Below are 12,516 nucleotides of genomic sequence, written 5' to 3' on the forward strand. Positions count from 1 at the left end.
GCAGGCGGCCCCTACGACTCGAAGCGCGCCGCCTTCACGTACTCGGGGTTCGGGTCCAGCGCCGCCGCCAGCCGGAAGTGACGCGTGGCCTGCTCCGGGCGCCCCTGGCGTTCGTAGGTGCGGCCCAGCGCGAAGTGCGCGAACGCGTTGTCCGGCTCGCGTTCCAGCACGATGCCGAACTCCAGCTCCGCGGCCCGTAGTTGCGCCGCGGCGAAGAAGGCGCGGGCACGCAGCAGCCGCGCGGCCGTGTTCTCGGGGTGCGCGGCTACGACCCCGTCGAGCAGCTTCACCGCGCCGCGCGGGTCCCGTGCGGCGAGCAACTGCTCCGCGGCGCGGAAGCCGATGACATGCGTCCGGGGTGTGGGTCCGGTCGGTTCGCTGGTCTCGGGCACAGCGGAGTCCTTCCCTTGCTGCCCCGGTTCAACGCCCGCGGCGCCGACCGCTATTCCTGCGCCGACCGCTGTTCCCGCGTCGACCGCTATTCCTGCGCCGACGGCTGTTCCGGTGCCGACGGCTGTTCCGGTGCCGACCGCTGTTCCGGTGCGCGCCGCGCCCTGCGCGCGAGGTCGTCCCATACGTCCCTCACGCGCTGCCGCAGCCGCTCCAGGGGGACGTCGTTGTCGATGACGATGTCCGCGATCTCCAGGCGCTTCTCGCGCGTCGCCTGGGCGGCCATGCGCGCGCGTGCGTCCTCCTCGGTCATGCCACGCAGGCGGACGAGGCGGTCGAGCTGCGTCTCGGGGGCGGCGTCGACGACGACCACGACGTCGTAGAGCGGGGCGAGGCCGTTCTCGGTGAGGAGGGGGACGTCATGGACGACCACGGCGTCCTCGGCGGCGGCGGTCTCGAGCGCGCGGGAGCGGGCGCCCACCAGGGGATGCACGATCGAGTTGAGGACGGCGAGCTTCTCCGGGTCGGCGAAGACGATGGCGCCCAGCTTGGGGCGGTCCAGGCTGCCGTCCGGCGCGAGGACGTCCGGCCCGAAGGCCTCGACGACCGCCGCGAGCCCGGGAGTTCCGGGCGCGACGACCTCGCGCGCGATGCGGTCCGCGTCGATCAGTACGGCCCCGTACTCCACGAGGAGCCGCGACACCTCGCTCTTGCCGGCCCCGATCCCGCCGGTCAGGCCCACGGACAGCATGACCGCGCCTCCCTCTCCTGAACCCCGCTGCGGCGGGGCTCCCTGGCTCGGCAGCCTATCGGATCAGCTGTCCCGCTCCCGTTCCGCCAGGAAGCGCTCGAACTCCTGGCCGATCTCGTCCGCGGACGGGATCTCGACAGGCTCGGCGAGCATGTTGCCGCGCGTCTCCGCGCCCGCGGCGGCGTCGTACTGGTGCTCGAGACCCTGCACGAGCGCGACGAGTTCCTCGTCGCCCTCCCGGATCTGCCGGTCGATCTCCGTCTGTGTGCGGTACGCGTCCGTGCGCAGGGAGTGGGCGATATCGGGGAGGACGAGCCCCGTCGCGGCCGTGATGGCCTCCAGGACGGTCAGCGCGGCGTCCGGATACGGCGAGCGTGCGATGTAGTGCGGGACGTGCGCGGCGACGCCGAGGACGTCGTGTCCGGCTTCCATGAGCCGGTACTCGACCAGGGACTCGGCGCTGCCGGGGACCTGTGCCTCCTCGAAGGGGCTGCGGTGGCCCGGCACCAGGTCGCTGCGGTTGCCGTGCGGGGTGAGGCCCACGGGCCGGGTGTGCGGCACGCCCATGGGGATGCCGTGGAAGTTCACCGCCAGCCGGACCCCGAGGCGCTCCACGATCTGCCGGACGGCCGCGGCGAAGCACTCCCACTCCACGTCCGGCTCGGGCCCGGAGAGCAGCAGGAAGGGCGCCCCGGTGACGTCCTGGACCAGCCGTACCTCGATACGGGGCACCTCGTAGCCGGTCCAGCGGTCCTGCCGGAAGGTGAGCAGGGGACGGCGGGCCCGGTAGTCGACGAGCCGGTCGTGGTCGAAACGCGCCACGGCCTGGTGGGGCAGGGCGTCGAGCAGCCGGTCGACGATCTGGTCGCCGGTCTCGCCCGCGTCGATGTACCCGTCGAAGTGGTAGAGCATGACCAGTCCGGCCGACTCCTGGGCGAGCGCCATGTCGACGGCGGCCAGGCCCTTCGGCTCCCATGTGTACAAACCCTGCGGATCAAGCACTGTAGACCGCGCCTCCTCGTGTCGTACTGCACAACAGAGGCCAAGGCCTGGTCATTCCCGTCCGCCGCTGCGCGGTCACGGCCCGTCAGGTGCCCGCGTACCGGCCGTCAGGGGCCCGCGCACTGCCATCGGGTGCTCGCGTACGTGCCGTCCGGCGGGGCCGGGGGCCGGAAACACGACTGTGGGCCCGCCCCCACAGGGGGACGGGCCCACAGTCGATCGGCTATAGCCAAGCCTCAGCGGCTAGCGATCAGCTCTGGCCGCCGGCCAGCTTCTCGCGCAGGGCCGCCAGGGCCTCGTCCGAGGCCAGCGCACCGGAGGTGTCGCCACCCTCGGAGGAGTACGAACCGCCGCCGGACGCGGCCGGAGCGGCAGCCTCGCCACCCTCGGCGGCAGCCTGGGCGTCCGCCTCGCGGGACTTGACGACCTGCTGCTGGTGCTGCTCGAAGCGGGACTGCGCCTCGGCGTACTGGCGCTCCCACTCCTCGCGCTGCTTCTCGTAGCCCTCGAGCCAGTCGTTGGTCTCGGGGTCGAAGCCCTCGGGGTAGATGTAGTTGCCCTGGTCGTCGTAGGACGCGGCCATGCCGTACAGGGTCGGGTCGAACTCGACCGCCATCGGGTCGGCACCGAAGGACTCGTTGGCCTGCTTGAGGGACAGCGAGATCCGGCGACGCTCGAGGTCGATGTCGATGACCTTGACGAAGATCTCGTCGTTGACCTGGACGACCTGCTCCGGGATCTCCACGTGGCGCTCGGCCAGCTCGGAGATGTGGACCAGACCCTCGATGCCCTCGTCCACGCGGACGAACGCACCGAACGGAACCAGCTTCGTGACCTTGCCGGGCACGACCTGGCCGATCTGGTGGGTGCGGGCGAACTGCTGCCACGGGTCTTCCTGGGTCGCCTTCAGCGACAGGGAGACGCGCTCGCGGTCCATGTCGACGTCCAGGACCTCGACCGTGACCTCCTGGCCGACCTCGACGACCTCGGAGGGGTGGTCGATGTGCTTCCAGGACAGCTCGGAGACGTGGACCAGACCGTCGACGCCACCCAGGTCCACGAAGGCACCGAAGTTGACGATCGAGGAGACCACACCGGAACGGACCTGACCCTTCTGGAGGGTCGTGAGGAACGTCTGGCGGACCTCGGACTGGGTCTGCTCCAGCCAGGCACGGCGGGACAGGACCACGTTGTTGCGGTTCTTGTCCAGCTCGATGATCTTCGCCTCGAGCTCCTTGCCGACGTACGGCTGGAGGTCGCGGACGCGGCGCATCTCGACGAGGGAGGCCGGCAGGAAGCCACGGAGGCCGATGTCGAGGATGAGACCACCCTTGACGACCTCGATGACGGTACCGGTGACGATGCCGTCCTCTTCCTTGATCTTCTCGATGGTGCCCCAGGCACGCTCGTACTGGGCGCGCTTCTTCGAGAGGATCAGGCGGCCTTCCTTGTCCTCCTTCTGGAGAACAAGGGCCTCGATCTCGTCACCGACGGCGACGACCTCGTTCGGGTCGACGTCGTGCTTGATCGAGAGCTCGCGGCTCGGGATGACACCTTCGGTCTTGTAACCGATGTCGAGCAGGACCTCGTCCCGGTCGACCTTCACGATGACGCCGTCGACGATGTCGCCGTCGTTGAAGTACTTGATCGTCTCGTCGATCGCGGCGAGGAAGGCTTCCTCGTTACCGATGTCGTTGACCGCTACCTGCGGGGTGGTGGCGGTGGTCTCGGTGCTGCTCGTCATGTGGGAAAGGGCTCCGGTACGGACATTGAAGTCGTAGGCACTGCTTACGCCGGGAGCCCGTTTCGCTCTGCAGAAGCCGGACAGCCAAGGAAGCGCCACACAGAATCACTGTGGAGCCTCGACAACCGAGGGGACATACATACAGATGCGAGCGCAGCCTGCTACGTCTGAGGCGCGCAGGCTCGCAGCGCAACTTGTAGCATACGGGGGCAGCCGGACAGGGTCAATGCGCGAAGCGCACACCCGGGGCAGATCGCCGCATTTCCGGCACAAGACCCGTGCGACACCCTGCCGCGTTCGGCTGACGCGACAGGCCACGCAGGCCTGGGACAGCCGCTTCCACGGCACCGCCGAGACGGTTGCACGGAAGAGTACGACGAGGGAGCCCATCATCCAAGAGCCCGAACCGTTCGAGCCCGAAGCCACCCGACGCGCGGCCGGCGACGTGGAGAGTTCCCGCGCCAACCGGGGCTGGTGGGACCGGAACGCGGACGAGTACCAGACCGAGCACGGCACGTTCCTCGGCGACGACCGCTTCGTATGGGGCCCCGAGGGGCTCGACGAGGTGGAGGCCGAACTGCTCGGGCCCGCGCAGGATCTCAAGGGCCGGGACGTCCTGGAGATCGGCTCCGGCGCGGCGCAGTGCTCGCGCTGGCTCGCCGCCCGGGGCGCGCGACCGGTGGCGCTGGACCTCTCCCACCGCCAGCTCCAGCACGCCCTGCGCATCGGCGCCGCCTTCCCCCTGGTCGAGGCCGACGCGGGCGCCCTGCCCTTCCGTGACGGGTCCTTCGACCTCGCGTGCTCCGCGTACGGGGCGCTGCCGTTCGTCGCCGACCCGGTCGTGGTCCTGCGCGAGGTCCGCCGGGTGCTGCGGCCCGGCGGCCGTTTCGTCTTCTCCGTGACCCACCCCGTGCGCTGGGCGTTCCCCGACGAGCCGGGGCCCGAGGGCCTCTCGGTCGCCGCGTCGTACTTCGACCGCACGCCGTACGTCGAGCAGGACGAGCAGGGGCGGGCGGTGTACGTCGAGCACCACCGCACGCTCGGTGACCGCGTCCGGGACATCGTGGCGGGCGGCTTCCGGCTCGTCGATCTGGTCGAGCCGGAGTGGCCCGCCTGGAACACCTCCGAGTGGGGCGGGTGGTCGCCGCTGCGCGGCGGCCTGATCCCGGGCACGGCGATCTTCGTGTGCGAGCGGGACTGACCCGGTCCGAGCCGGTCGGGGCGCCTGGAACACTGGTGCGGTGATCCGCCACGACGCCCTCGACCGCCTGCCCGTCCGCCACGCCGTCCCTGCGCTCCGGGGCGCGCTGGACGAACACGGCGTCGCGGTGCTGTGCGCGCCGCCCGGTACCGGCAAGACGACGCTGGTGCCGCTGGTCCTCGCGGGGCTCGTCGGCGGCGGGCCCGCGCGCCGTGTGATCGTCGCCGAGCCGCGGCGGATCGCGGCGCGGGCGGCGGCCCGGCGGGTGGCGTGGCTGCTCGGGCAGCGGCCCGGCGAGAGCGTCGGGTACACGGTGCGCGGCGAGCGCGTGGTGGGGCGGCACACACGCGTGGAGGTCGTCACGACCGGTGTGCTGTTGCAGCGGCTCCAGCGGGACCAGGAGTTGGCGGGCGTCGACGTGGTCGTGCTGGACGAGTGCCATGAGCGGCATCTGGACGCCGACACGGTCGCGGCGTTCCTGCTGGACGTACGGGAGGCGCTGCGGCCCGAGCTGCGGCTGGTGGCGGCGTCCGCGACGACGGACGCCGAGGGCTGGGCCCGGCTGCTGGGCGGGGCCCCGGTGATCGAGGCGGCGGGTGTGTCGCATCCCGTCGAGGTGGTGTGGGCGCCACCCGTGCGTCCTGTACGGCCGCCGCACGGGATGCGGGTGGACCCGGCGCTGTTGGCGCATGTGGCGTCGGTGGTGCGGCGGGCGCTCGCGGAGTGCGCGGGGGACGTGCTGTGCTTCCTGCCCGGCGTCGGGGAGATCGCGCGGGTCGCGGGACAGCTCAAGGGCCTCGGGGACGTCGAGGTGCTCCAGGTGCACGGGCGGGCGCCCGCCGCGGTGCAGGACGCGGTGCTGTCGGCCGGCACCGGCAGGCGCGTGGTGCTGGCGACGGCCGTGGCGGAGTCGTCGCTGACCGTGCCGGGCGTACGCGCGGTCGTCGACTCCGGGCTCGCGCGGGAGCCGCGTGTGGACCACGCGCGCGGGCTGAGCGCGCTGACGACGGTGCGGGCCTCGCAGGCGACGGGACGGCAGCGCGCGGGCCGGGCGGGGCGCGAGGCACCCGGCCGGGTCTACCGCTGCTGGTCCGAGGCGGAGGACACACGGCTGCCGCGCTTCCCGGCGCCGGAGATCAAGCTCGCCGATCTGACGGCGTTCGCGTTGCAGGCGGCGTGCTGGGGCGATCCGGACGCCTCCCGTCTGGCGCTCCTTGACGCACCCCCGGGCGGGGCGATGGCGGCGGCGCGCTCGGTGCTGACGGCGATCGGTGCGGTGGACCCGGCGGGGCGGGCCACGCCGCGCGGTCAGGAGCTGGCCCGGCTGGGTCTGCATCCGCGGCTGGCGCGGGCGCTGCTGGACGCCGCCCGGGAGCTCGGCGCGGACCGGGCGGCCGAGGTGGTCGCCCTGCTGAGCGACGAGCCGCCGCGGGAGTACGGCGACGACCTGGCGGCGGCATGGCGGACGGCCCGGCGCGGCGGCGACGCCTACGCGGCGCGCTGGCGGGACGAGGTGCGCAGGCTCCGGTCCTCGCTGAGCGCGCCTTCCCGAGGCTCTCTCGGCGGCGGGGCGGGCGCGGCCGGGGCCCGGGACGATCAGGCGGCCGGGCTCGTCGCGGCCCTTGCCTTCCCCGAGCGCCTCGCGCGGGCCGACGGCGGCTCGTACCTCATGGTGAACGGCACCCGCGCCACGCCGGGCGACGGGTCGGGGCTGCGCGGCGCGCCGTGGCTCGCCGTCGCCGTCGCGGACCGGCCCGTCGGCGCGGGGCACGCGCGCGTGGGGCTCGCCGCGGCGGTCGACGAGGACGTGGCGCGGCGGGCCGCCGGGGCCCTGTACGCCGAGGAGGACGAGGTCCGGTGGGCCGAGGGGGACGTGGTGGCCCGGAGCGTCGCACGGCTCGGGGCCGTGGAGCTGACGGTACGGCCGCTGCGGGACCCGGCACCCGACCTCGTACGGGGAGCCCTGCTGGAGGGGCTGCGGGAGGAGGGGTTCGGTCTGCTGCGGTGGTCCGCGGAGGCGCGCGCCCTGCGGCAGCGGCTCGCGTTCCTGCGGCTGCACCTGGGTGCGCCCTGGCCGGACGTCCGTGACGACGCGCTCCACGCGCGCGTGGACGAGTGGCTGGAGCCCGAGCTGGGCCGTGCCCGGCGGCGTGCCGACCTCGCGCGGATCGACGCGGGGCAGGCTCTCGCCCGGTTGCTGCCCTGGTCCACCGGGGAGGCGGCGCGCCTGGACGAGCTGGCTCCCGAGCGGATCACCGTGCCGAGCGGGTCCAGGGTCCGGGTCGACTACGCGGTCCCCGAACGGCCCGTCCTCGCCGTCAAGTTGCAGGAGATGTTCGGGCTTCAGGAGTCGCCCGCGCTCGCGGGTGTGCCCGTCCTGGTGCATCTGCTCTCCCCCGCCGGGCGGCCCGCCGCCGTCACCGCCGACCTCGCGTCCTTCTGGCGGGAGGGGTACAGGGCCGTACGGGCCGAGCTGCGGGGCCGCTATCCCAAGCACCCCTGGCCCGAGGACCCGGCCGGCGCGGAGCCGACCCGGCACACCAACGCGCGGCTCAGGCGCTGACACGTCGCACACGACGGCGGCGCCCCACCCTGACAGGAGGGGCGCCGCCGTCGTACGTCCGTACGTGGTCTACGAGGCCGCCTCGGCCACCGTCAGTTCGACCGTGAGGGTCTTGCCGCCCGCGAGTTCGATGCGGAGCAGGAACGTGCCGGTCGTGTCGTCGGCGTACAGCTTCGGCAGCTCGATCCGGCCGTTCGCGTCGGTCTCGAGGCCCGTGAGGGTGCGTACGGCCTTGCCGCTCGCGTCCTTGAAGTAGGGGCCCTTGTCGTTCGCGGTCGGGTCGAGGACGGACGTGACCACGGTCGCGGTGGCCGTGACACCGCGCGCGGCGGCGCCCTGGTACGTGGCCTTCACGCCGACCTGGGTCGCGAACTCGCCGCCCGGGGTGGCGGTCAGCTCGGTGCCGCTGGTGGGGGTGAGGGTGTCGGCCTGCCGTTCGGTGACCGTGGCCGTGTAGTCGACGCCGGGGACCAGGCGGCCGACGACGAGGGCACGGACCGTGAACGTGCCGGTCTTCGTCCCAGCGACGAGCGCGGGCGCGGTGGCCTTGCCGGAGCTGTCGGTGACCACCGTCGCGACGGTCTCCCCGCCGGTGAACGCGGCGTCCGTGTCGCCGGTGATCGTGAACCGCACGCGGACCTTCGGTACGGCCTTGCCCGCCGTGGTCACGGCCTTGACCGCGACCTTCTGGTCGAACGTGTCGCCCGTCATGGCCGAGAGCGTGCCCGTGCCGCTGTCGGCCAGGTGGTCCACGGTGTCGGTCGGCGTGGGCGCGGGCGTCGCCGGAGGTGTGGACGGCGGCGTCGGCTTCGACGGCGGGGTGGGGTCGGCGGGCGGCGTCGACGGGGTCGAGCCGGAGCCGGTGTGGTCGCCGCCGCCGGGCTTGTGGGGGGCGGGCTTCGTGGGCTTCGGCTGTGTGGTCTCCCGCGGCGTGGGCGTGGGCGTGGGGCCGACGCCGGAGTGGTCGTCGCTGCGGTGCGAGGGCAGCGAGCCCGTGCCGTCCGGGATGGAGTGGCTGCCCTTGCGGTAGTACTCGTACCAGGACAGAACGGTGTTCAGGTAGTCCCGCGAGTTGTTGTAGCTCAGGATCGCCGCGTCCATGCCCGACCGGACCGACATGTCGCGGTCGAGGCGACAGAGGTAGTGCCCGGCGGCGAGGGCGGCGTCGTAGATGTTGTTGGGGTCCTTGACGCCGTCGCCGTTGCCGTCGCGGCCCGCCCAGTCCCAGGTGGTGGAGAGGAACTGCATGGGGCCGATGGCACGGGCGTAGGTGCCGTCGTGGTTCAGGATCCGGGCGAAGCCGCTGCTGCCGTCGAGTTCGGGGCCGAGGATCGGCGAGAGCGTCTTGCCGTTGGCGTCGACCCGGCCGCCGCGCGCGTGGCCGGACTCCACCTTGCCGATGGCGGCGAGCAGTTGCCAGGGGAGGTTGCAGCCCGGCTTGGACCGCTGCAGTTCGTCCGCCGCCTTCTTGTAGGCGTCGAGGACGGTGGCCGGGATACCGGCCTCGGAGGCCCCGGGGGAGCCGGAACCGCCGGTGGTGGGGTCCGTGGTCGTGCCGGGCGACTCGGTGGGGCTGTTGAGCGGCGGCAGGTCCGTGAAGTAGCCGCTGTTGCCGGTGGCCGTGCCGCCGTCGTCGCCGTTGCCGCCCGCGTCGGGCGTCGGCTGGGCGCCGCTGGTCAGTCTGCCCTGGTCGTCGGTGGTCACTCCCGAAGCCTGGGACGCGGTGAGCGCCGCGACCGCGGCTGCGGCCACGGCTGTGGTGGCCGCTCCCCTGCGCAGCCTCTTGCCGAAATGCGCCGCCATTGAGTGAACCCCTCCCGTCGACGACCATGCCTGTGCTGTTGTGGTGGTGCGTGGTACGGCCACACCCCCGGCGTGGCAGCCAATTGACCCTACGACAACTTCCGTCGCGCGGGCACCCGTTGGCGCTCGGCGCTTCCCCTTCGGTCACACCCGCCGCGACCGGCGCGCGGACCGGCCGGGCCACCACACCCTTTCACGCGTCCCTCCTGGGGGACACCCGTGATCGACGTATGGTTGCGCCCGGCCGGTCTCATTCATGAGCAGGACATTGCCTGTTGGGGCACCACTTCGCTAGTGCGCCGCGGACTCCCAGTCGCCGCCGTCGCCCACCGAGACGTCCAGCGGCGCCCTCAACCGCACCGCGTCCGCCATCTCGCGGCGGACCAGTTCCTCCACCCGGTCGCGCTCGCCCGGGGCGACTTCCAGGACGATTTCGTCGTGGACCTGGAGGAGCATGCGGGAGGTGAGGCCCGCCTCACGCAGGGCGCGGTCCACGTTCAGCATGGCGATCTTGACGATGTCGGCGGCCGTGCCCTGGATCGGGGCGTTCAGCGCCATGCGCTCCGCCGTCTCCCGGCGCTGGCGGTTGTCGCTGTTCAGATCCGGCAGATAGCGGCGGCGGCCGAACAGCGTCTCCGTATAGCCGGTGGCGCGCGCCTCGTCGACCACGCGGCGCAGATAGTCCCGTACTCCACCGAAGCGCTCGAAGTACGTGTCCATGAGGGCGCGGGCCTCGGCCGCCTCGATGTTCAACTGCTGGGACAGGCCGAACGCCGACAGGCCGTACGCCAGGCCGTACGACATCGCCTTGATCTTGCGTCGCATCTCGGGGTCCACCGCCGAGCGGTCGACGCCGAACACATGGGAGGCGACCGTGGTGTGCAGGTCCTCGCCGGAGGTGAACGCCTCGATCAGGCCCTCGTCCTCCGACAGATGGGCCATCACGCGCAGTTCGATCTGGCTGTAGTCCGCCGTCAGCAGGGAGTCGAAGCCCTCGCCCACGACGAAGCCGCGGCGGATCGCCCTGCCCTCGTCCGTCCGCACCGGGATGTTCTGCAGGTTCGGGTCCGTCGAGGACAGGCGGCCCGTCGCCGCGACCGTCTGGTTGAACGTCGTGTGGATCCGGCCGTCCGCCGCGATCGTCTTGATCAGGCCTTCGACCGTGACGCGCAGCTTCGCCTGCTCACGGTGGCGCAGCATGATCACCGGGAGTTCGTTGTCCGTCTGCGTCGCGAGCCAGGCCAGCGCGTCCGCGTCCGTCGTGTAACCCGTCTTGGTCTTCTTGGTCCTGGGCAGGCCCAGCTCGCCGAAGAGGACTTCCTGAAGCTGCTTGGGCGAGCCGAGGTTGAACTCGCGCCCCGCCGCCGCGTGCGCCTCCTTCACCGCCTGCTGCACGGCGCCCGCGAACATCTGCTCCATGGCCTCAAGATGCGTACGGTCCGCGGCGATGCCGTGGCGCTCCATGCGGGCCAGCAGCGCGGAGACCGGCAGTTCCATGTCGCGCAGCAGGTCCGCCGCGCCGACCTCGCGCAGCTTCTGCTCGAACGCCTCGCCCAGATCGAGGATCGCGCGGGCCTGGATCATCAGCGCCTCGGCCTCGGCGCCCTCGTCCGCCCCGAACGCGAGCTGCCCGTCCGCCAGGGCCGCGGGCTCCAGCTCCCGGCCCAGATACTCCAGCGACAGCGCGTCCAGCGCGAAGGAGCGGCGGCCCGGCTTGACCAGATACGCGGCCAGCGCCGTGTCCATCGTCACGCCGTCCAGCGACCAGCCGTGCTCGGGCACGACCCGCATCGCGCCCTTGGCGTTGTGCAGCACCTTGGGCCTGGCCGGGTCGGCGAGCCACTGCGCGAACGCCTGCTCGTCGGCCTCGTCGAGCTGCGCCGGGTCGAACCACGCCGCCGCCCCGTCGGCCGCGGCCAGCGCGATCTCGGCCACCGCGCCCGTGCCCAGCGCCCACGCGTCCACCGTGGCCACGCCCAGAGGCTTGTGGCCGTGCTCGGCGAGCCACGGCTTCAGCTCGCCCGCCCCGAGCACCGCGCCGTCCAGCTCGATGCCGCTCGCCGCGACCGGTGTCGTCTCGGCCACCTCGGCACCCGGGTCGACGGCGAACAGCCGCTCGCGCAGCGACGGGTTCCTGATCTCCAGGGTGTCCAGGATCATGGCGACGCCCGTACGGTCGTAGGGCGCGCGTTCCAGGTCCGCGACCGCCTTCGGCAGTTCGACCTGCCGCTCCAGCTCCGTGAGACGGCGGTTGAGCTTCACCGACTCCAGATGGTCGCGCAGGTTCTGCCCGACCTTGCCCTTGACCTCCTCGGCCCGCTCGACCAACTCCGCGAACGAACCGAACTGGTTGATCCACTTCGCGGCCGTCTTCTCGCCGACGCCCGGGATGCCCGGCAGGTTGTCCGACGGGTCACCGCGCAGCGCCGCGAAGTCCGGATACTGCACCGGCGTCAGCCCGTACTTCTCGAACACCTTCTCCGGGGTGAACCGGGTCAGCTCCGAGACGCCCTTCGTCGGATACAGCACCGTCGTGTGCTCGGTGACCAGTTGGAAGGAGTCGCGGTCGCCCGTGACGATCAGCACGTCGAAACCCTCGGCCTCGGCCTGGGTGGCGAGCGTGGCGATCACGTCGTCCGCCTCGAAGCCCTCGACCGCGAAACGCGGGGCGCGCATCGCGTCCAGCAGCTCGCCGATCAGCTCGACCTGGCCCTTGAACTCGTCCGGGGTCTTCGAACGGTTCGCCTTGTACTCCGCGAACTCCGCCGAGCGCCAGGTCTTGCGGGAGACGTCGAACGCCACCGCGAAGTGCGTGGGCGCCTCGTCACGCAGGGTGTTGGCCAGCATCGACGCGAAGCCGTAGATCGCGTTCGTCGGCTGGCCCGTCGCGGTCGTGAAGTTCTCCGCGGGCAGCGCGAAGAACGCGCGGTACGCGAGGGAGTGCCCGTCCATGAGCATCAGCCGGGGACGGCCGCCGCCGGAGGTCTTCTCGGTCTTCTTCGATGCTGTCTCTGCCACGCCCTCGATCCTGCCACGCCCCACTGACAGCGAGAGCCGTCCGG

8 protein-coding genes are annotated in these 12,516 nt (G+C 72.3%); 2 read left to right on the top strand and 6 right to left on the bottom strand.

Going from position 1 to position 12,516, the window contains the following annotated elements; all coding sequences use genetic code 11:
- Positions 1 to 11: 11 nt before the first annotated feature.
- The 4 genes from NGF19_RS02730 to rpsA form a co-directional block, all read right to left on the bottom strand.
- Positions 12 to 392 carry a tetratricopeptide repeat protein gene (locus NGF19_RS02730; RefSeq protein WP_252421876.1) on the bottom strand — a complete coding sequence of 127 codons (381 nt, stop codon included), beginning with the start codon at positions 390 to 392 and terminating at the stop codon, positions 12 to 14.
- 86 nt (positions 393 to 478) lie between these two features.
- On the bottom strand, positions 479 to 1,141 hold the full coding sequence (gene coaE, locus NGF19_RS02735) for a dephospho-CoA kinase (RefSeq protein ID WP_252421877.1): 663 nt from the start codon (positions 1,139 to 1,141) through the stop codon (positions 479 to 481).
- A gap of 63 nt (positions 1,142 to 1,204) precedes the next feature.
- On the bottom strand, positions 1,205 to 2,143 hold the full coding sequence (locus NGF19_RS02740; protein WP_252421878.1) for a PAC2 family protein: 939 nt from the start codon (positions 2,141 to 2,143) through the stop codon (positions 1,205 to 1,207).
- Positions 2,144 to 2,393: 250 nt separating this feature from the next.
- On the bottom strand, positions 2,394 to 3,887 hold the full coding sequence (gene rpsA / locus NGF19_RS02745; protein ID WP_252421879.1) for a 30S ribosomal protein S1: 1,494 nt from the start codon (positions 3,885 to 3,887) through the stop codon (positions 2,394 to 2,396).
- A 388-nt stretch (positions 3,888 to 4,275) separates the two neighbouring features.
- On the opposite strand from rpsA, the gene NGF19_RS02750 reads away from it, so the two are divergent.
- Both NGF19_RS02750 and hrpB read left to right on the top strand, forming a co-directional pair.
- On the top strand, positions 4,276 to 5,088 hold the full coding sequence (locus tag NGF19_RS02750; RefSeq protein WP_372505566.1) for a class I SAM-dependent methyltransferase: 813 nt from the start codon (positions 4,276 to 4,278) through the stop codon (positions 5,086 to 5,088).
- A gap of 40 nt (positions 5,089 to 5,128) precedes the next feature.
- The gene (gene hrpB / locus NGF19_RS02755; RefSeq protein WP_252421881.1) at positions 5,129 to 7,651 is read left to right on the top strand and encodes an ATP-dependent helicase HrpB; all 2,523 of its coding nucleotides are present in this window, start codon (positions 5,129 to 5,131) and stop codon (positions 7,649 to 7,651) included.
- Positions 7,652 to 7,720: 69 nt separating this feature from the next.
- Here the strand turns inward: hrpB and NGF19_RS02760 are convergent, their stop codons facing one another.
- Both NGF19_RS02760 and polA read right to left on the bottom strand, forming a co-directional pair.
- Positions 7,721 to 9,454 (bottom strand): lytic transglycosylase domain-containing protein, encoded by a 1,734-nt coding sequence (locus NGF19_RS02760; protein WP_252421883.1) that lies wholly within the window; start codon positions 9,452 to 9,454, stop codon positions 7,721 to 7,723.
- Between the two features lie 291 nt (positions 9,455 to 9,745).
- On the bottom strand, positions 9,746 to 12,472 hold the full coding sequence (polA, locus tag NGF19_RS02765) for a DNA polymerase I (RefSeq protein WP_252421885.1): 2,727 nt from the start codon (positions 12,470 to 12,472) through the stop codon (positions 9,746 to 9,748).
- Positions 12,473 to 12,516 lie beyond the last annotated feature (44 nt).

Source organism: Streptomyces macrolidinus, assembly GCF_023887685.1.
GTDB classification, from domain to species: Bacteria; Actinomycetota; Actinomycetes; order Streptomycetales; family Streptomycetaceae; genus Streptomyces; species Streptomyces macrolidinus.

Bases quoted from the DNA above. Each gene is read 5' to 3' on its own strand.
- coaE (WP_252421877.1), bottom strand. From the start codon at position 1,141: ATGCTGTCCGTGGGCCTGACCGGCGGGATCGGGGCCGGCAAGAGCGAG.
- rpsA (WP_252421879.1), bottom strand. From the start codon at position 3,887: ATGACGAGCAGCACCGAGACCACCGCCACCACCCCGCAGGTAGCGGTC.
- NGF19_RS02760 (WP_252421883.1), bottom strand. From the start codon at position 9,454: ATGGCGGCGCATTTCGGCAAGAGGCTGCGCAGGGGAGCGGCCACCACA.